Source organism: Mesorhizobium loti R88b, assembly GCF_013170845.1.
GTDB classification, from domain to species: Bacteria; Pseudomonadota; Alphaproteobacteria; order Rhizobiales; family Rhizobiaceae; genus Mesorhizobium; species Mesorhizobium loti_B.
In genome coordinates, this window is record NZ_CP033367.1 from 6,305,608 (window position 1) to 6,324,988 (window position 19,381).

The window sequence follows — 19,381 nt, forward strand, 5'->3', positions numbered from 1 at the left end:
AGCGCTGCCAGCGACCCGCCGAAGGTGTCGTTTCCGACAGAATCATAGGCGACATCCTCTCCGGCGCCGCCAGTCAGTCGCATGACCGCCTCGGCGAAATTCTCTCGCGAATAGACGATGACTAGCAGATGACGCTCGATCCGGTTCGCGCCGACTGACCTCCGGCATCGTAGGGAGTGTGCGAGGCCGGCATTTCGAGCCCGCCTTATCTCATTTTGCTGGCAAGGCGATCGGCACGGCCGCGCCGCGCGGCACGACCAGCACGCCGAGCGGGCGCGCGCGGCCGCGGATGTCGATCTCGCGCGCCTCCGCGCCGGGTAGGTCCATGCCCGAAAGCCGCACCGCCGCTTCGGAGACGACGATCTCCGCCTCGAATTCCTTCGCCGCGGCCTCCAGCCGGCTGCCGACGTTGATAGTGTCGCCGATCGCGGTCACGTTCATGACCGCGCCGTAGCCCATCGAGCCGACGATCGCCTGGCCGACATGGATGCCGATCGCGACCTTGATGGTGGCGCGCAGTTCCTCGGCAAGGTCGTCGCTGAGGGCGCGAACCCCTTCGACGATGGCGCTGGCGGCAGAAAGTGCGTTGCGGCATGCCTCGCCGGGCGTCGTTTCCAGCCCGAACAGCGCCATGGCGCCATCGCCGACGAACTTGTCGACGCGGCCGCCTGAGCTCTCGACTGCGCGGCCGATCACGCCGAAATAGCGGTTGAGCAGGAAGACCACGTCGAATGGCAGGCGCTGGTCGGCCATCGCCGTGAAGCCGCGCATGTCGCAGAACATCACCACCACGACCTTCTCGTGGCCGGGATCGCTGGCGGTTGCAGCGAGCGGGCTCTCCGCCGTGACCGGCGGCGACAGCAGCGGCGCGACGCGAAGATCGCCGCGCGGCCTGAGCTGGCAGGCGAGCCGCACGTCGCCGTCGGCCGCGATGCGGCGCAGGGTCGCCGCTTCGATCGAACCGGGCTCCGGCTGCTCGGCCAGGCCGTCGAGCACGCGGATGCGGCAGGTCGAGCAGCGTCCGCGCCCGCCGCACACGGCATAATGCGCGATGCCGCCCAGCCGGCTGGCGTCGAGCACGCTGTAGCCGCGGGGAATGCGCACCTTGCGCCCGCCGGCATAGCGCACCTCTATCAGGTTGCGCCGCTCGATGCGGTCGCGAACGATGCGCGCCGCCAGCACCAGGACGATCAGTCCCGCAAAGCCGGCATAGATGCTGCTGTCTATGCGCTCCTTGGTCGCCAACGCCCGGTCGAAAAGGGCTGGCTCGATGGACTGCGACCGAGGCGGTCCCATCGCCGAGACCTCCTTTCCGGCGCTAGCGAAACCGAGCAGCGCCAGCACCGGGACCAGCACCGCCAAGACCAGCAGAGCCGAGGCGACGCGCGGATACCACCGACGATAGCGCAGCCAGAAGTAGAGGCCGAGGCAGCCATGCGCCCAGATGACGACCACCGCGATCGCCTGCCGCACCCCGACCTGCGGGGTCAGGATCCACAGCGAGCGCACCACAAACTCGTAAGTGTCGTTGGCCTCATAGAGGGCGTGCATGGCACGCGTGCCGACCACATGCTCGGCAATCAGTAGCGGGATGGCGAGGCCGAGCAGTATCTGTGCCCACTCTCGCACCGGCATGACCAGTGTGCGGCGCTGGTAGAGTGCCAGCAGCGAAAGGACGAGATGCGTGGCGACCGCGCCGTAGAGGAGCAGCGTGCCGGCCGGGTTGCGCCAGATCAGCAGGAACACCGCGCGCCCCTTATCCGCTGCTTCAAGCGAGATCAGGAGCAACGCATGGTTCAGGAAATGCAGCGTCACGAACGCCATCAGCACGAGGCCGGACACCAGCCGTGCGTTGCGGAGCCACGCGTCCGGCAGCCATCCGGGCGGTGCTGCTGGGACCTGCGATTGGCTCATTTCCAGTGCCTTGAACGATCGCTAACTAAAACACGCCGGCAATAGCGCCTTCCGGTCAAGATTTGCCGGCGGCGACAATCAGTCAATCAAGCCTTGCCGCCTGCCATTCCACGACGTGGTGGCAGTTCGATACGGTCAAATCGCTTGGGGTTCCTGGAAGCTTTTCGAACTTTCTGGGTCGTCCCCCAGCCAGAATTGCGGTTGCTTACGGACAAAGTGGGACACTAGATTCGGTTTTTGGATAGCTTTGAAGGCAGCGACTTCTGGAACATGCGCCAGATAGCGCGTCGGCACGAACTTCCAAGCGTGCTACCTTTTGAACGGCAGCTTCGCGCCCAAAGTCGGCCGTTAAAGTTAGTTGTGCCACCGCCTTACAGCGGACACTACCGGCGACGGCGCTTGAGGCGTAGTTGCGCTATGAACGGACCTGCCCCTCAACCAGCTCATTTTCTGGGCTTCATATTCAGGGTTGTTACTTCACTCTCCTCGTGGCCTGCTGATATTCGAGCACCAGTCTCGGCTATTTGGGCCTCTATCCGATTGACAAGCGCGACATAACGGGGATGAGCGCGGAGCGAGTCGAGGTCACTATCCTGACGCATCCAAGGCATGCGCAAAATGAGGTAGGCATGTGATGCAGTTAGCTGACGTTCAAGGCAACCGATAGCCTGCTCCGTCTTGCCCAGCTTCGCATAAAAACAGCCTATGTTGTACTGAACCGCAATGTTGTCTCCGGCGAACATTTCAGCACGGGAGGCCCACGACAGCGCGCGTCCAATCTCGCCAACTTCCGCCAGCATTGCGGCGCCGTAACATAGCGCGGTGGCATTGTCGGGATGCGCTTTGACTTCCTTTTCCACTCCAAGCACACCTTGCCTTGCTGCTTCCTTGGCGTCGTCGCTGCGACCAAGTGAAACATAGACCATCCCTAGATTGACCCAGACCCGATAGTCATCGGGTGACAGGGATACAGCACGCTCGTACAGAGCGGCTGCATTCTCGTATTGACCTTGAATGAAACAATTCCGGCCGTAAGCGAAATAGGTATCGGAAGAACTGGCGTCTAACTCCAAAGCTCGCTCGAACTCCACTTCCGCCTCGGCATACCGGCCATTTACAAACAAGGCCCCGCCACGTGATGCGTGGGCGTCGGCGAGACCTGGCTCAAGTTCGAGCGCCCGTGAGCTGTTGGAAAGGACTGCCTCGAAGCTGGCGTCGGGATCGTTGCAAGTCAACAGAAGCCACTCACAATCAGCCAAAGCGGCATAAGCGCGCGCATAATTTGGGTCAATTTCAACAGCTCTGGCAAACAGTCGCTGCGCTGTTTTGATAAACTTGGTCTCGACTCCCCTATTGAGGAACGACCTGCCCATCAACAGCGTCTCGTAAGCCTCGGGGTTGTCGGTCGAGCGGTTTGTAATTGTCGCCAGTTCTTCGGGCAACAGCTTCACTTTGAGCACGTCGACTATGCTTCTGGATATCTCGTCCTGAAGGGCAAAGATATCGTCCAGCGTCCGGTCATACCGCTCGGCCCAGATATGGTCACCGCCACGACCATTGATTAGCTGAGCCGTGATACGCACCCGCCCTCCAGCCTTGCGTACACTTCCTTCCAGGACGTAGGCGACATTCAGCTTCTTCGCCACCTCCTCGATCAATACCGCCTTGCCCTTGAAGGTAAAGACCGTATTGCGGGCGACGACGGAGAGTCCGGACGCTTTCGAAAGGTCGGTGATTATGTCCTCGGTGATGCCGTCGGAAAAGTACTCCTGCTCGGGATCGCCGCTCATATTTGCAAAGGGCAGGACCGCAATCGAGGGCTTTTTCGGGAGTGCAGCCGCGGGCTGCTGCGCAAGTCTGCCGGTCCCGCCTGTTCCTGCGCGATAAACCCGCACTGGCTTTGCAATATTCTTGAGTGTGTGCTCGCCCAGATCATCGAACGCCAATGCCAGCTTGCCGGTGACATGATCGTGCACGGTGGCGGAGACGTAGATGCCGCCGGGCTCAGCCAGACCCTCCAGCCGGGCGGCCACGTTGACACCGTCGCCATAGAGATCACTGCCCTCGACGATGACGTCGCCCAGATTGATGCCGATACGCAGGACGATGCGGTAGGCCTCCGCCATGCTCTCGTTGGCCCCGGCAAAACCCTTCTGTAATTCGATGGCGCATTGGACGGCATCAACCGCACTGCCAAATTCCACCAGCACACCGTCGCCCATCACCTTGACCACGCGGCCGTGGTGCTGGGCAACCACTGGAACCAGAACATCGCGCCGCCGCGCTTTGAGAGCGGCCAGTGTGCCAGCCTCGTCGTGCTCCATGAGGCGCGAAAAGCCAACGACATCAGCAGCCAGAATCGCGGCAAGGCGGCGTTGGGTTGGAATCTCGGCCATGTGGGTTGAGTACTTTCAGAAAGCCCGGCACCTGGGATTGTATTGGTACTCTGGCCTACAGTCTATCCGGCCCGACTTCCGAGAATGGGTCAGATCGCGTCGATGCAAGGGGCGCCTGAACGTCCGCTTCTCACATTCCAAGCCTCCAAGCCGCAAGTTCGCTTCCGGCCCAAAGGCCGCCGGACCGCAATGCGCCTCATGTCTGCCATCCGGCTAATTTGACCGCCCGCCAAAAGCAGATATTGCTGGTGCTGAGGCAGAGGCAACGATCACAAGTAGCTATTCCAGCTTTTGGGAATAAGCGGTAGCGTCAGACGAGCCTGCGGATTGTCGTCGCGAGGGAACGCTTCGGGACGCGTGGGCGAAATCCCGCCCGGTCAGCTATTTGCGGCCGTGCACCGCCTCCCCTGTTTAGGAATCGCAGCGGCCACGCCGTTGTATTAGGCGCGATGCTCAACGAACTTTGACCAGACTTGCCGAGTTTGTGACGGCTGTCTCCTGAGAGTTCAGCGTTAGTGCGCCATTTCGATTCAACGCGAGATCAATTGAACGGTTGGGTTCGCCCCTGCTGGCTCCAATGCCATCTGGGTTGTCGCTGGCAACCATTTATTCTAATAATTTTATGCGCTGCTTGCAGCAGAGCAGCCGCTGATCTGTGTGGCGGAGACGATCATGGGACTGAATTCTCACAGCGAGCATAAGTACCAGGCCAGCAGCCAGCTCAGGGCAGCTATCCAACTCCCCAATCTGCGCGCCGAGCAACGTCGGCTGGAGGCGGGCCACCACACGCCGGGCGTACGATCTTCTACCGAACTCGCCTTCGTTATCGCTGGCCGAGCTTTTGCGCAGCAAAACACCAACGGCGCGACCGGCAGGTATTTCATTCAGCCAGGAATCGCGTGCATTCTACCTAAGGGGGTCGAAGAGAGCGAAAGTGCTAACACATCGCCTCTCGAGTGCTTGCACATTTATCTGCCGGATACCCTCATCGCCCAGAGCGCCATTGCCGACTATGACATCGATCCCGCAAAAGTGGAGTTGTCATACGTCGGCGGCCTGAGAGATCCAAAACTCTATCAGATCGCCATGGGTTTCAACGACGTCCTGGGACGACCGGCCGAGCCCACTGACCGCCTCTTCCTGGATGGAATGCAGGCGGCGCTTGCCGGATACCTCCTCGGCACCTACACGATTGACCGTTGGCGGCCGCCCGCCCGATCTCCGGAGTTCGACGGCAAGCGGTTGACGCGCGTGCTCGATTATATCGAAACCTACCTCGCCGCCGGAGAGACCAGGCTGGCCGATCTGGCAGCGGAAGCGTGTCTCAGCGAGTTTCATTTTTCCCGGTTGTTCCGCGAGGCAACTGGCCTTTCGCCGCACCGTTTTGTGACCTTGCGGCGGGTGCAGGAAGCGCAAAAGCGTCTCGCTCATGGCAAATCCTCGCTGGTTGAGATCGCGCTGGAAACGGGATTCGGATCGCAGGCCAACTTCATCCGAGTTTTCCGCAAGGCGACGGGGCTTACACCCGGCCAGTATCGCGTGCTGCGCCGGCGTTGAGCCGGGATCGGTCCCGCCTGGACAATAGCAAGATTTGCTCATAGGTCCGCAAGAACCGGAAATACCCCCGAGTTCTCCGTGCCTTAAGTCGGAAGGATGAAACTCAGTACACACGGAGACCGCAAGTATCAAAGCACGACCGAGCTCGTTGCGTCGGCGCATTTTTCGAGTTTACGCATCGACCGCCGGCGATTGAAGCCAGGTCATCATGAACCCGGCGTCTGTCAGAGCAATGAGCTTGTCTTCGTGCTTTCCGGTCGGACCTACGCTATGCAATCCGCCAACGGAGTGACCCGTCGGCGCTTCATCCGGCCCGGTACATCGTGCATCTGCCCGGTCGGCACGTTCGAGAAGGCGAGCGGCACCACATCACCGCTCGAGTGCCTTCACATCTACCTGCCGCCAATCTTGATCGAAAGGAGCGCGGCTGCCGACTTTGACGTAGACCCGGCGAAAGCCGAGCTGGTGTACACCGGCGCTTTGGAGGACCCGAAGCTCTATCGCATGGCCATGGCTTTCCAAGGCACGCGCCGGAACGAGATAGAAACCACCGAGCGGCTCTATCTCGACGGCATGCAAGCAGCGCTCGCCGCCTACCTGCTCGAGAAGTATTCGATCGATCGATGGGTTCGCCCGGTGAGACTGCCCGATGTGGGCTATGGTCGCCTGGACCAAGCCATCGACTATATTGAGGCGCATTTCGCGGACGACATCGGACTGGCAGAACTAGCGTCGCAGGCGGGCCTCAGTGAATATCACACTGCGCGTTTGTTCCGTCTAGCCGTGGGCGTGACCCCACATCGCTACCTCAACTTCCGTAGGGTGCAAGAGGCGCAGAAATGGTTGGAGAAAAGCCAACTGTCGCTGTCGGAAATCGCTTCGATGACCGGCTTTGAGTCGCAGGCAAAATTCACCCAAGTGTTCCGCAATCTGACGGGCCTGTCGGCGCGCGCGTATCGTGCTGTTCGCCAGGGATGAAGCGCGTCGATCAAAACGAAGGAGTCTGGTGATGAGCCTCAAACAAACACCGCTTCGGCGCGGGATGTCGCGCCGCTCGGCGCTCGGTTACAAGATGTCCAGCATTTCGGTGTGACCGTCCAGAATATGGACCACGCCTGGAGGCGCCCTGCAGATCCTCGGTCATCACCGTCACTAATTTCATGGCGCACCAACTCAGGGAGACCGACGTTATGATTAGATTGTTTTTTGCACTTCTCGCGGCTTTTGTCCTTGCCTCACCGATCTGCTCCGCGGGACAGGCGGAGCGGCCAGTCTCTATCGTGCTGGTCCATGGCGCGTTCGTCGATGCCGCCGGCTGGAAGCCTGTCTACGACATTCTGACCAAGGACGGGTATGAGGTGCTGATGGTGCAGAACCCGACACGCACGCTCGAAGACGATGTAGCGACGACCCTGCGCGTCATCGCCGCGGCAAAGGGCCCGGTCGTTCTGGTCGGCCACTCTTATGGCGGCGCGGTGATCACCGAAGCGGGCAACGATCCTAAGGTCCGGAGCGTCGTGTACCTGGCGGCCTTCGCGCCGGACATCGGCGAATCCGTGATCGAGCTTGCAGAAAAGCCCACCCCGGGCGAGCCCAGCGCACCCCTGCTGCCGCCGACCGACGGATATCTGATGGTAGATCCGGCTAAATTCCCCACCGCCTTCGCCGCTGATGTGGACCCCTCGATCACGACGTTCATGGCCGCGGCGCAGATGCCTTGGGGACTGAAGGCCCCGCAGGCAAAGCTCACCAAGGCAGCATGGAAGGTCAAGCCTACCTTCTTCCTGCTGACGACGCAGGACCACATGATCCCGCCGAGCACGCAGCGGATGATGGCGAAGCGGACCGGCGGCAAGTTGGTCGAGATCGGCAGCAGTCACGCCGTCATGTTGTCCCATCCGCAGGACGTGGCCTCCTTCATCGAAAGCGCCGCGAACGCGTCGAAGTAGGGAGCGAGCAGCTGACAATTTCCGAATATCGTTCAACACAAAAGAGGTGCATCATGGCCATCAATACCATCGTTCTCGTGCACGGCGCCTTTGCCGACGGCTCGTGCTGGGCAAAGGTCATTCCGCTGCTCACGAAGCGCGGGCTAAAGGCCATCGCCGTTCAGAATCCGCTGAGCTCACTGGCCGACGACGTGACGGCCGCCCACCGGGTCATCGACATGCAGGAAGGTCCGGTACTCCTGGTCGGCCATTCCTGGGGCGGCGCTGTCATCACCGAGGCGGGCAACCATCCAAACGTGAAAGGCCTCGTTTACATCTCGGCGGGCGCGCCGGACAACGGACAGTCGTTCCAGGATTGGTGGAAGGATTATGCGCCGGCGCCGGGTGCCGCCGAAATCAAGCCCTATGGCGAGGGCTATGTGGCCCTGACTCCCGAAGGGGTGCGCAAGCACTTCGTGCAGGACATCCCGTCAGATGAGGCCGATATCGTATATGCAACTCAAGGTCCGCTGGCGGTGAAATGCTTCGGCGATAAGATCACCAAGGCAGCATGGCGCTCCAAACCCAACTGGTACATCGTCGCATCTCGCGATGAGACGATACCTCCCGCTGTCGAACGCGATTCGGCTGACCGAATGGGTGCAGAGATCCTTGTGCTGGAAAGCTCACACGTGCCGATGCTGTCGCAGCCTGGCGCCGTCGCAGATTTCATCGTCAAGGCGGCGGCAGCTCTATAGGGCTGAGGATTGAGCGAGGTTGCAAGCGCGCTTTCAACCTTTCTCTTTGAGCTGGGCGTACCAAGTGTTCGAGATCTGTTGCCTAGAGCAAAGATTGTACGTTCGTATCGTTTCGGGCGCTCTGCGCCCGGATGATCTGAACGCCCTCATAGCGAGATTGCCGCTATCGCAGCGCGAGAGCGATTGGCAGATTCCCAGCCTCTCCAACCCAGAACCGGACCGTCCGCTTCCGGCCCCATTGCTGCCTGTCTAAAATGCGCCTCATTGCAGTCGTTCAGACCTATAGTAGTTTTTCCCAAAAGTGGAAACGCAGGAGCAGTTTTCCTGGCATTCACATCGAATGCGTGCGCTCATTCGAGCGAGCGCTGTACCAAATCCGAGAGCTGCCGCCTGTAGCGATTAGATCAAAAGTTTCCTGGCCTGCGAGAGGCCAGTGACTGTTCTGCTCGAACCAGCTGCGATGGAAGGTGCGGTGTTTCGGCGGCAGCCCCAGCGCACCTTGAAGTGGGATAATCCCTCGCAAATCGCCTTTGCTACAGGGATACCAATCTCGGATCGCGAAAGGTCCGCGAACCAGACCCGCTGCCCACAAACTTCGTCGATTTCGTCCAGCAGGTCGTCAACGTTTCCTGTGCCGGCGTTCTCCAGACCAGCGGCCGGTTCGCCGATGGCGAAACGGAAGTTGCGTACGTCGGCGAAACGCTTCCAGCGATCCATCCGGCAGTCGTCATCGCTGGCCATTGTATTACAGAGGCGTTCAGCGCGATCGGCATGGGCGTGCATGGTGGCCTCGGATTGTATCAATTCCAGAAACGCGGACCTGGCGGCATCTACCAGATGGAAGCCGGCTCCAAAGCCAACAGCCATGCGCTCGCCGCTGTCTTCGCAGCTGATCGCTGCCACCACCATAGCCGTTCGGAAGGACGATATATCTAGAAGCCAGAGCCTTCGTCCGCTGTCGCGCCGATGCTGCCGGATGTAAGACGTCAAGCCTTGGTCATTAAGCTGCGCGACATCCAGCCGCGTTTTCAAGGAGCCTCGGTGCCACCACATGCCAGTGGCGTCTCGCTCCACGAGTTCAAGCAAGGCACGAGTCCTCGCATCGGCCCGCGTCGTGCCTGCGGCGCAGCCATTGGAGTCGACGTTCAAGCTGGCATCGTCATATGCGACATCCCCCAAGCGGCCATAGCAAAGGAGTGCAGGACAGAGCGCTGTCGTGTCGTCATGGAAGCTTTGAACGTTCACCCATAGCCGAGGATTGCATAACTGATCCGGCGATGGGATTGTATCCCAGCCGTGCCACGCTCTGTTGAGCCGGGCGCGATTGTTGATCTGCTCCTGTGAGAAGCCCAACACATCAACTGCGTCGACCGTCATTCCAACGCTCGAACGAGCGATGTGAGCTGACGCCGTGACGTCGTCGGCTCTGCAGGCCCAACTCGAAATCTCCGCCGCCTCTCCGAGGCAAGCCAACACAGCCCGGGCAGCATTGAAGCCTTTGCCACTTGCTGTAACGCGTTCCTCACTGCCTTCGAACGGAGCAATATTCGACATTGCCAGGAACCCGCCTGGAACGGTGAACACTTCAACGCGAATGTCGTAACGGATAGCGAAGCGCAAAAGCGGCAGGCCATTCGCAGGCGCGGCAACAAGGGTCGCAGCGAGATTCGCCAAGACATCAAGATCATGGACGCTGGACCTGGGGCCCTCGGTGATGCCGTCCTGGAGCAGCGTGATCAACTGGTCGCGCTGCGGCAGCGAAGCGAGCTTTATCCAATGCGGCCCTTGCAACAGCAACTTGGCTTTTCCAATATTTTAGCGTCTGCTGTTTACGCGGGGGAAGCGGTCTCCACCCATCGACCGAAACAAGACGATAGCCGGCGGAGTTTACAATTTCCACAGACGGTCTGGCGATTAGGCTAATCGGCGGTTTCGAGCTTCGCAAGGGCGCGGAGACCCTCTCGTTGGGCAAGCGGAAGGCCTGCGCTATCCTCGCCTATCTTATGCTGAGCGGCAGGTCACGCGAGACGCGCGGGCGACTTGCGGCAATGCTTTGGAGCGAGCAGGACGAGGAACATGCGCGCGGATCGCTGCGCCAGTGCATCAAGGATCTCAGACGCCTGGCAAGCGAAACCCGGCTCAATTTCCTCACAGTGGACAAGCTCGTCCTTGGGATCGATCCGACCTCGATACGTTCCGACATAGATGAGCTGGAGCGGGTGCTTGAGGACCGCAATTATGACCGTGCCCTGCTGTTGCTGGGCAAGGCCAGAGATGGACTTTGCGCCGGATTGGACGATTGCGATCCTGTCTTCGACAATTGGTTGAGAATGCAGTCGACCATGATGACCGACAGGCTGGTCACGCGGCTCGCGGCCTGGCTGGCGGCCGAGACGGACCCAAGACAGCGCAAATCCATTGCGGCATGTATTCTGCAACTCGATCCATTTTTTGATGATGCCGTGGTGGAGACCATCCGGCGCGTCTATCAGGAAAGCGGCTACGCCCGAGCCCGGGCCTTCTTCGAGCGCTATGCGGCCGAACTGAAAGCAGACATGGACCTGCGACCGCCAGGTGAGATACTGCGCCTTATGGAGGCGCTCAAACCGGGCAAGGGCGAAGAGAAGCACGCAACTGCCCCGGGCCTTGTGCAAAGCGATCACCACAGCCTGGTCCCGGGAAAGCCGATGATCGCCATCATCATTGCCAGGCGCGAAGCGGAAAACGAACATCTCCAATTTGCCCTGGCGACAGAGCTTCTGGCATCGATCTCTCGCTTCAGGCATTGGACTGCCCTGTCGACGGAGTTGCAAACGAGCCGCATCTCGTTTGAGGAGGTACGCCTTGCCGCGGGCGAAAACGTGGATATCGGGGTGCTTATCCGCCTGATCGACGCAGACGTGCCAGCCGTGTTCGAGATCACCTGCTATGACTTCCTGCAAGGCGGTGAAGCCTTCAGGCTGACTGTTCCCTCTGATCCTTCTTCCTGGCGCTCGGCATTTAATGGCGTCTGCGCGCGTTTTTCCGCGCGTCTTCAGATCGCTTTGTCCAGTGCCAGGCTGCATCGCATATCGCAGACCTCACCAAACCATTTTTCAGCGTATGATTGCTGGCTGGACGGTCAGCGACTTTCGATCATGTGGCGCAAGGACACCGAAGAGGCCGCCATCGCCCGCTACGAGGAAGCTATCCGGCTTGATCCCGATCTGTCGTGCGCCTATTCCAGCCTCGCAGCGGTGCTCAACTCACGCTGGATCGTTGTTCCAGGAGCGCCTTCAATCCAGCAGGACCTCACGCGCGCATTCGAACTGGCCAAGCGTTCGGTCTTGCTCGATCCATTCGACCACCGCAATCAGGTGAATCTGGCCTGGAGCCATCTCTTGGCGCGACGCTGGGACCTTGCGGATTTCCACTTTAGCCTTGCGCATGAGCAAAATGCCGGCAATCCCGCGACGCTGATCGCCTATGCGTTAGCCAGCTCGTTCATGGGATATCACGAGCGGGCACTTGACCTTTCGAGGCGATGTTTCGAACTCAACCCGATGCCTGATGCGCACTATCATGGGTACCACGCGACCATTGCCTTTTTGGCCGATGATCTTGAGGGATGCGTGGACGCCGCGGCCAAGTGTGATCAGCTGTTCGCTGACATCCATGGCTGGTCGGCAGCTGCCCTCGCGCTGCTGAAACGCAATCGCGAGGCCGGGGACGAGTTCAGACGTTTCCTGCGCAACCTCTCGGCGGCATGGCAAGGCCAGGGCAGGGCTGATCGCGCGCTCGCCGTCGATTGGTTCAGTACCGCGTTTCCCATTCGGAACCCGGCCGACCAGGTGAAGCTGGCACTTGGTATCGAATTGGCAGCGCAGTCGGGCTGAAGAATAATCCTAAGGTACGCCGCCCCGGACGCTACTTGCAACGCGACATGACATAGTCGCCGAGGCGGCTGTGATAGGCACGTAGACGGTTTTGCTTGATCTGGTCGGGCGGGCCGGCGTTCGGATCGATCTTGTAATGATCGGGAAATGTGTAGTCCTCCCCGGGCCCATCCGCCGGCGCAATGGTAGCAATCGTTTGCTCCACGTCGCCGGTGAAGGGAAAGGCGATGTGCGCGATCAGGTCTTCGTCGAAGTGTGGTTTGATGGTGATTTCCTCCCAGGTTTTGTCCCTGGGGGTCATGAACCCACGCAGCAGATCCTTCATCGCCTGCTGATCTCGATTTCTGAAGATTGCTTGTTTGGCCGGGTCCTTGATCAGGTCCCGGATGAATTCGCCAAGCGCCTCGAACTGCACATCTTTGAACTTCACCATGTCCACTTCCCCCGTTAAACCAGATTGAAACCTGAAGCCCTGCCGCTATCAGCACTATTGAAAACCCTGGCCGTTAACCAGGCCGCCAAGCACGTCGTCCGGCACCTTTGCAGTATCATTGAGATCGAGCAGTCCTGCCAGCGTTTTCGGCTCAACGTCCGGGATCAGCCTGCCAGAAGAGAGATCCGTATCGGCGCTTTTGAACAATGCCGATGCGATCGTGGCGGCCACAACATAGGAGCCGACCGGGCCAAGATGGCTGCCGTCATTGCCAAGAACGGACGCCTCCTGGATGATGTAGTAGGAGAGAGGTGTTCGGCTCAGGAACTCCGGGTAACGTTGCAAGGCGGCCTGAAGGCGGCCGGCATTGTAGACGTAGCGCTTGGCACAAGCCGCCGTGGGCAGCATGTCATTGCCCGTGAGGACCGGCACATCGATGCCATTGTCACCCAGGGCGCTCTTTACCGCGCCGGCCACGTCCTGACCGGATGGCAAACCGAGATCATAACAGCGCCAGCAATCCATGAAGGCTACCGTCCGGATCGTGCCATTCAATTCCGAACTCAGGCGAGCAATCGTCAGTTCCTTCGACAGGAATGGTCCTATGCGCCGCCCGCTTTGAGCCTTGGACGGCGTGTGCGCCGAGGCAAACCGGCTCCAGTCGACGATCCAGTTCTCGGGTATGGGAATCTCTCCACCCGGGCGCAGGCTTGAGAAGGACAGCATTCTGCGCAAATTGGCTGGGTCGTCGGCCGAACTGTCGTTCACGACATAGAATTGCCGCACCATGGCGTGGGCAAAGCGCGACGCTCCGAAGGTGAATTCCAAGGGCAGCGCATTGAACGTCTCAAGCGCCGAGACTCCCGTGCCTTGAAAATCGTCGCTAGCGAAAAAATGATCCCATATGCCGGGGGCCAGGACCTTTCTCAGATAGTCGTTGATGATCACGGTACGATAAACCGAGGTCAGGTAGACCCTGGCACGCCTGTAGGCTTCGGCGGGATCGGGCGTGCCGCTGCCGAGCAGCAGATCCACGATCCTGTTGTGGATGCACATGAGCGTGCACAGCAGCTGCGAAAGGACAAGGTTGTCGTCGTTTCGTGGGTCTGCCACCAGGGGCCGATAGGGCGACCGCCGGCCCTCGACACTGATGAACTTGCCCGACATGTCGATGCGCGGCAAATCGCGCCCCGGCACCGTTTTGCGATCGACTGGAAGAATACTGTCCTTCATGCAGGGCAAGCCGATCGGAAACCTGCAGGCCGTCAGATTCGCTCCGTCGGGTACATCGTAGAGATGGGCGTCGACGATGGGCCCCCTTCCATAGAGCCCCGAAAGATCAAGACCTTGCGAGGACGCGTTCTTCAAATGATGGGTTTTGCCTTTCGGTTGGGGTAACCCGAATATCTGGCTGAAGACGATGTCGTGGAACACGAATTGACCGAAATAGGTAAAGCCGGCCGGTGTCTGGCTGAGATCACCGTCCTCGAGACCATCGCTGGGGCCAACCATTTCCGTCGTGATGTCCAACAAGGCTGCCTTGGTGCGGTCGACGGCGCTCTCGTCTTCGGTTGCCGCAAACAAGGCGATTGGCATGTCCGCCAGGGACGGGAATAGCCTGATGCCTTGCAAGGTTGGCTTGTCGTTGAGCCCATCAGTTGAGCTCTGGTTTGACCGGTTCGGTATGTTAGCGGCTTCGAAGGAGGACGTTTCGCCGTGGAGCATCGAAGTAACCCTCGTTTTCCAGATGATGAATGCGGCCAGGCCAGTAGCTTGGCATGAATCGGGAAGTTGAAACAGACTTGCCCGTCGTGGCGGGAATGTCGCGGCGCCAGAGCAGCCCGACATGCCGAAGCGATCACGGCACTGACGGATCGAGCTTTGGACCCGCCGAGACGGCGGCGAAGAGTACACAGGACAGAATGACGCCCGCACCCAGAAATCCGTCGGGCGAAAGCCGCTCACCGAGCAGGGCAGCGGCGGAAATAGCAGCGAATACGCCCTCTCCGCTGCAGATCACCGCCGCATGGGACGAGGTGGTGTAGCGCTGTGCGGAAGTCTGCAGGCAAAAGCCGACGGCGGTCGAGAATACGCCCAGCATGATGAGCTCGGGCCACGCTGCCGCAATTGCAGGAAACGTCATCTTCCCCTGCAGCGCGAAAGGCAGAGTGGCAACGGCCGTACCGACGAACTGCGCGACCGCTGTCGCGAAGGGATGGCCATGCGCCTGGACATGTCGTCCGAGCTCGACCGTCCACACCGCAAAGCAGATTGCGGTCAGGATGGCGAACGCATCGCCAACGGTTGCAGAACCATTGAAGCCGCCCGCCAGGAGGGCTGATCCCACGACCGTCAGAATTGCTATGAACAGGATCAGTGCACTTGGACGCTCCCTCATGATCAGCCATGCGGCGATCGGCGTGATGACCGTGGAAGCGCTGATGAGGAGGCTCGAATTCGTCACCGTCGTGCTGACATAGGAAAGTTGCTGGACCACGCAGCCGAGGGCAAAGAGCAGGACCACTCTCGTCACACTTGGAAGCCAGCCGGTGTTGGCAAGGGGGGCACGCTCCCGCACCGCGAACGGCAACGTCACCAGTGCGGCGATCACGCTGGTCAGGAAAACAACCGCGATCGGATCGAGGTGGGCCAGTATGGTCTTGTGGAACACATTGCCCACCCCCCAAATAACCGCGGCAAGCATCAGCAAGGAATTTGCCTTGAATCTGGACATGACTGATCGCATCGCCGCAGCGGGCAATGGCTCCAAAGGTTTGTGATCGGGTTTGAAAGTGGTGACCAGGGTCGACCGTCCCCGTCATCGTCGCGGTGAACGGTCCTGCCCGGAAGAATGCGCCTGTTGCTGCCCGGCTCGTGAACTATCCGGGGCCGGCACTCGATACATGGGATCTGCGCAAGACAGGGATGGTGGGCAACAGGACGGGCTTTGGCGGTTCGTTGTGCTCGAAACGGACGCTGCGCTGAAGAAGCGGAAGGATGTCCTGCGGGGTTGCCGAAACCATTTGCGTGCATCGGGTCGACGAGTTCATGAAGCCGGCCTCGGACATGCTGTCGAAGACGCTGAGGAGTGGCGACCAGAAGCCCTTGAAATTCGCCAGGACCAATGGCTTGCAGTGCCGTTCCAGCTTGCGAAGCGTCATGACCTCGGTCAGTTCCTCAACGGTGCCGATACCACCCGGCAAGGCCACAAAGGCATCAGCGTAGTCGAACATGAGCTGCTTGCGGATGCTCATGTCGGGAACTGAAATCGTCTGGCATCCCGATGACAGCATCCTCATACGCTCGACCAGGAACTGCGGAGTAATGGCGACCACCGCTCCACCCGCTTCTGCAGCGGCAATGGCAACCTGGCCCATCAGGCCGTCACAGCCGCCGCCATAGACCAGGCGAATGCCGGCTGCGGCTATTGCCTCACCAAGGATGGTGGCGCAGCGGGCGTGGTCAGGATCGTTGCCAAGCATGGCACCGCCGAAAACGCAGATCGTGCCGATGCGTCGCTGCGAGGGATAGGAACGGCCGATCTGTTCCGCGGAATTGTCGAATGGTGATCCGAACATGGTGTCTCTCCAACTGAGGTTGAATTGCGAGGCTGGATCAGCTCGCGGCGCGACCATGGGCGGCGCGAGAATGGCTCGACCGAAAGAGAAGCAGGTCGGCCCAGGACCACAGCAGGTAACAAGCGACAAGAGTGGCAGGGGTCGACCAATGCGGCTGCACGGTGCTTTCGATCTGAAATAGCGAGGCGTGAAGGTCGTATCCGGCAGCGACCAAGGCGGGCAGACGGCTCAGCAGAACCATCGTGCGAAACGGGTCGAGGGTGTACGCGGGCAAATTGAGGATCTGGGCGCCGGGGCGGTGGCAAGCACTGCCGAATTTTCCGACGGAATGAAGCAGGCCCGATGTCGACGCCAGCAACGGGTGACCAAGTTCAAACAGGGCCAGACCAAGGCAAACGGCACCAACGCCGGACAGGAAATCACCGAGGCGGTTGAGATTTTCCCTGGGTTTGGGACGTCCATTCCAGGCGCGATGGTAGATTTCACCGCTGGCGAAGAAGATCACCGTCGCCGAAGTCATTGCGATCGCCGCGAAATTGCCCGTCAGGTAATGGCTTATGGCGGCCGGCGCGCCTGCCCAGGGAAGTTGGTTCAGATCGTTGGATGCAAGAATCTGCGCCGTAACCCCCTGACAGAGGCCGATGAGGTTTCCGATGTTGTAGGCGCCACCGGGGCCGGACATCCGATCCGTCAATGTCTTGCGCAAAGCTGGCAGGTGGATCTGTGGGACGATTAAAGAAAACGCTCGATCACGAGCCGAATTCTTTCCAGCAGCCGCGTTCAGCGATTTGTCGATGTTGAGCGTCATCTCGGGTTCCTCCTTGATGACGCATGCTTTGCGGTCCTCTGCGTGATCCAATCGTGAATCGCGCCACCATGCCTCCGAGACTTCAGTTCACATTGGCGCCGCGCCAGATGACAATTGCCCCTTTGGGCTAGCGGACCGTCAGTCCAAGGCTGGACTTCCGTCGCGCCGCGTTCCCGTCCCTTTGCTTTCCCTCCAGGGATGCGAACCCGATACCTGTGCGAAGAAATTGCCCAAGCGCTCGCTTGGTCGCCTCGTCTTGCGACAGCGACGCCGGCGCGGGTGGGAAAAGGCCTGTCATCTGCATTCATCAGCATGAGAAGCGACGGGAGCAGGTTTCAGTTCACAGTGAATTCACGCTGGATTGTCCAACACATCGTCACTGCAAGGCCTTCCGACTTTCGTCAGAGCGGGCGGCCGAGCGGTTGACAATCAACCTCAACGCAAACGAAGAAGGAATTCGATCATGCTGAGCACCTTTACGAAAATACTCGCCGCGGCCTCGACAATTGCCGTTCTGATGATCCCTCTGGTGGCACCCAGTACAGCCTACGCCAACAGCACCACCGTGCCGCGCAAATGCATCAACGGCGTTTGCGGTTCGGTGAAATATTTTGGCGGCAAGGTGCGCATCTCGCTGTCCAGCAAGCTCTCGAGGACCACGCATTTCAATTTCAAGACCAATCCTGGGGACCAGATCGAAGTCGGCAACGGCTATTCGTTCGACAGGGAGCCCGGCGACAGCGGCACCTATAGTGCACAGGCCTGCGACCGCGGCGGCTTCGGCGCCCGGTCGACCTGCACCAAATGGGCAACCTTCGACTGGAACAGCGGCGCCCAGGAACAAGAAGAGGAACAGTGATCGTTCTCCTTCGCGCGAACCTGTCGTCGATGGCACGGTTGCCGTGTCAGTGCATTAGGCGACGGCAAACAGTGCATCGGGTTTTCAGAGTTTACGGCATAACCTGATCTTTCGGTTTCCAATCCGGCGCATCTCGGGGGATCTGGGGTGCGCCTGAACGGCACGATGCACGCCAAGGCAATGAGCACGTCATGCGCGCGCTAGCTGAGATAATCGCGGATCAAGGCGCCACGCTCGACAGTGGCAACGTGCAGGTCTACTTCCCCCCGCCACCAAGCCCAAGGTCCGAAAGCGCAAGCGTCCAAAGGTGCGAAGTTTTTAAGACCCTAAACTGACACCGACGTTTTTCATTCCGGCGATGCAGTATTATGAGTTGTGCACCGCTAAGAATATGGCGCCGCTGCGTGTCCGCAAACGGTTCAAAGTTTATATTGCCGCGCGGATGTGAACGTCAGCTTTTGGGATTTTGTTAGTTGCACCTGAACGACCGCAAGTAGGTCGGAAGCTGATCGGCAGCTTACCGCCTGGTGATCCCCAGAACCGGACTGTCGGGTGTCGGCCCCGCAACAGTCTAGCGGCGTTTCTCTGGTGGCCAATCATGGCCGAAGGAGAAACGAAATGGGACACTCGTGCTACGACCTCACCGACTCCGATCGCCGGGCATGGAATGCCGGGAAGAAGGTCGGAACGAAACGCCCTCTGAAACCTCGACAGATATGGGCCATACGCTTCTTTCTCGATCGAGAGCTGCGTCTGCGAGACAGAGCGCTCTTCGATTTGGCGATCGACAGCAAGTTGCGCGGCTGCGATCTCGTCAAGATCAAAATCCGCAACCTCGTGATAGGACCGGTAGTCCGAACTCGCGCGATGGTCATCCAACAGAAAACTGGCCGACCTGTTCAGTTCGAGTTAATGAGCGACGTACGCTCCAGCCTTCTTGCATGGCTGGAGCGACGCGGCGGAACAGTCGATGATTACGCGTTTCCGAGCAGGATCAATCCAAGGGCTCACATGAGTACAAGGCAGTATGCACGCCTCGTCGACGAATGGGTCGAGGCGATTGGGCTTAGACCAGAGGACTACGGAACCCATTCCCTGCGTCGCACCAGGCCTCGATTATCTACAAAGCGACGGGAAATCTGCGAGCCATCCAGATTTTGCTCGGACATACTAAGATCGAGAACACGGTCCGCTATCTGGGAGTCGATGTTGAGGATGCTCTCGAACTTTCCGAGGCAACTGAGGTTTGATCAGGTGCGGCTCCACTTCACGGTG

The 19,381-nt window shown here is 59.7% G+C and carries 14 protein-coding genes and 1 pseudogene; 7 read left to right on the forward strand and 8 right to left on the reverse strand.

What is annotated here, in order from left to right; all coding sequences use genetic code 11:
- Window positions 1–210: 210 nt before the first annotated feature.
- Entirely contained in the window at window positions 211–1,914 is a 1,704-nt protein-coding gene (locus EB235_RS30735; protein ID WP_051429781.1) for an adenylate/guanylate cyclase domain-containing protein, read from the reverse strand.
- Between the two features lie 443 nt (window positions 1,915–2,357).
- A complete protein-coding gene (locus tag EB235_RS30740; RefSeq protein WP_051429780.1) occupies window positions 2,358–4,310 on the reverse strand; it encodes an adenylate/guanylate cyclase domain-containing protein in 1,953 nt (650 codons plus the stop codon).
- 672 nt (window positions 4,311–4,982) lie between these two features.
- On the opposite strand from EB235_RS30740, the gene EB235_RS30745 reads away from it, so the two are divergent.
- From EB235_RS30745 to EB235_RS30760, 4 genes are all read left to right on the forward strand, one after another.
- Window positions 4,983–5,867: a helix-turn-helix domain-containing protein gene (locus EB235_RS30745; protein ID WP_027033664.1), complete on the forward strand. Its 885-nt coding sequence runs from the start codon at window positions 4,983–4,985 to the stop codon at window positions 5,865–5,867.
- 96 nt (window positions 5,868–5,963) lie between these two features.
- Window positions 5,964–6,845, forward strand: a complete 882-nt coding sequence (locus EB235_RS30750; RefSeq protein ID WP_027033663.1) for a helix-turn-helix domain-containing protein — start codon at window positions 5,964–5,966, stop codon at window positions 6,843–6,845.
- Window positions 6,846–7,057: 212 nt separating this feature from the next.
- Entirely contained in the window at window positions 7,058–7,816 is a 759-nt protein-coding gene (locus tag EB235_RS30755) for an alpha/beta fold hydrolase (protein ID WP_080680940.1), read from the forward strand.
- 53 nt (window positions 7,817–7,869) lie between these two features.
- Window positions 7,870–8,553, forward strand: coding sequence for an alpha/beta fold hydrolase (locus tag EB235_RS30760; RefSeq protein WP_027033661.1), 684 nt, complete (start codon window positions 7,870–7,872; stop codon window positions 8,551–8,553).
- A gap of 399 nt (window positions 8,554–8,952) precedes the next feature.
- Here the strand turns inward: EB235_RS30760 and EB235_RS30765 are convergent, their stop codons facing one another.
- Window positions 8,953–10,350, reverse strand: coding sequence for a YcaO-like family protein (locus EB235_RS30765; RefSeq protein WP_027033660.1), 1,398 nt, complete (start codon window positions 10,348–10,350; stop codon window positions 8,953–8,955).
- A 167-nt stretch (window positions 10,351–10,517) separates the two neighbouring features.
- Between EB235_RS30765 and EB235_RS30770 the strand changes: the two genes are divergently transcribed.
- A complete protein-coding gene (locus EB235_RS30770) occupies window positions 10,518–12,428 on the forward strand; it encodes a hypothetical protein (RefSeq protein ID WP_027033659.1) in 1,911 nt (636 codons plus the stop codon).
- Window positions 12,429–12,459: 31 nt separating this feature from the next.
- Here the strand turns inward: EB235_RS30770 and EB235_RS30775 are convergent, their stop codons facing one another.
- The 5 genes from EB235_RS30775 to EB235_RS30795 all read right to left on the reverse strand — a co-directional run bounded on the left by EB235_RS30775 (window position 12,460) and on the right by EB235_RS30795 (window position 17,247).
- A complete protein-coding gene (locus EB235_RS30775) occupies window positions 12,460–12,861 on the reverse strand; it encodes a hypothetical protein (protein WP_027033658.1) in 402 nt (133 codons plus the stop codon).
- A 54-nt stretch (window positions 12,862–12,915) separates the two neighbouring features.
- Entirely contained in the window at window positions 12,916–14,709 is a 1,794-nt protein-coding gene (locus EB235_RS30780; protein WP_167334897.1) for a peroxidase family protein, read from the reverse strand.
- A gap of 10 nt (window positions 14,710–14,719) precedes the next feature.
- The gene (locus tag EB235_RS30785) at window positions 14,720–15,595 is read right to left on the reverse strand and encodes a DMT family transporter (protein ID WP_245268898.1); all 876 of its coding nucleotides are present in this window, start codon (window positions 15,593–15,595) and stop codon (window positions 14,720–14,722) included.
- A 145-nt stretch (window positions 15,596–15,740) separates the two neighbouring features.
- Entirely contained in the window at window positions 15,741–16,439 is a 699-nt protein-coding gene (locus EB235_RS30790; RefSeq protein WP_080680938.1) for a TIGR00730 family Rossman fold protein, read from the reverse strand.
- Window positions 16,440–16,476: 37 nt separating this feature from the next.
- Window positions 16,477–17,247: a hypothetical protein gene (locus EB235_RS30795; RefSeq protein ID WP_080681084.1), complete on the reverse strand. Its 771-nt coding sequence runs from the start codon at window positions 17,245–17,247 to the stop codon at window positions 16,477–16,479.
- 463 nt (window positions 17,248–17,710) lie between these two features.
- Between EB235_RS30795 and EB235_RS30800 the strand changes: the two genes are divergently transcribed.
- Complete coding sequence (locus tag EB235_RS30800; RefSeq protein WP_027033655.1) at window positions 17,711–18,106, forward strand: hypothetical protein; 396 nt, start codon at window positions 17,711–17,713, stop codon at window positions 18,104–18,106.
- A 618-nt stretch (window positions 18,107–18,724) separates the two neighbouring features.
- Window positions 18,725–19,356, forward strand: a pseudogene (locus EB235_RS30805) (tyrosine-type recombinase/integrase).
- Window positions 19,357–19,381 lie beyond the last annotated feature (25 nt).

Coding starts and splice junctions, on each gene's coding strand:
- EB235_RS30735 (WP_051429781.1), bottom strand. CDS start 1,914: ATGAGCCAATCGCAGGTCCCAGCAGCACCGCCCGGATGGCTGCCGGAC.
- EB235_RS30740 (WP_051429780.1), bottom strand. CDS start 4,310: ATGGCCGAGATTCCAACCCAACGCCGCCTTGCCGCGATTCTGGCTGCT.
- EB235_RS30745 (WP_027033664.1), top strand. CDS start 4,983: ATGGGACTGAATTCTCACAGCGAGCATAAGTACCAGGCCAGCAGCCAG.
- EB235_RS30750 (WP_027033663.1), top strand. CDS start 5,964: ATGAAACTCAGTACACACGGAGACCGCAAGTATCAAAGCACGACCGAG.
- EB235_RS30755 (WP_080680940.1), top strand. CDS start 7,058: ATGATTAGATTGTTTTTTGCACTTCTCGCGGCTTTTGTCCTTGCCTCA.
- EB235_RS30760 (WP_027033661.1), top strand. CDS start 7,870: ATGGCCATCAATACCATCGTTCTCGTGCACGGCGCCTTTGCCGACGGC.
- EB235_RS30775 (WP_027033658.1), bottom strand. CDS start 12,861: ATGGTGAAGTTCAAAGATGTGCAGTTCGAGGCGCTTGGCGAATTCATC.
- EB235_RS30780 (WP_167334897.1), bottom strand. CDS start 14,709: ATGTCGGGCTGCTCTGGCGCCGCGACATTCCCGCCACGACGGGCAAGT.
- EB235_RS30785 (WP_245268898.1), bottom strand. CDS start 15,595: ATGTCCAGATTCAAGGCAAATTCCTTGCTGATGCTTGCCGCGGTTATT.
- EB235_RS30790 (WP_080680938.1), bottom strand. CDS start 16,439: ATGTTCGGATCACCATTCGACAATTCCGCGGAACAGATCGGCCGTTCC.
- EB235_RS30795 (WP_080681084.1), bottom strand. CDS start 17,247: ATGACGCTCAACATCGACAAATCGCTGAACGCGGCTGCTGGAAAGAAT.
- EB235_RS30800 (WP_027033655.1), top strand. CDS start 17,711: ATGCTGAGCACCTTTACGAAAATACTCGCCGCGGCCTCGACAATTGCC.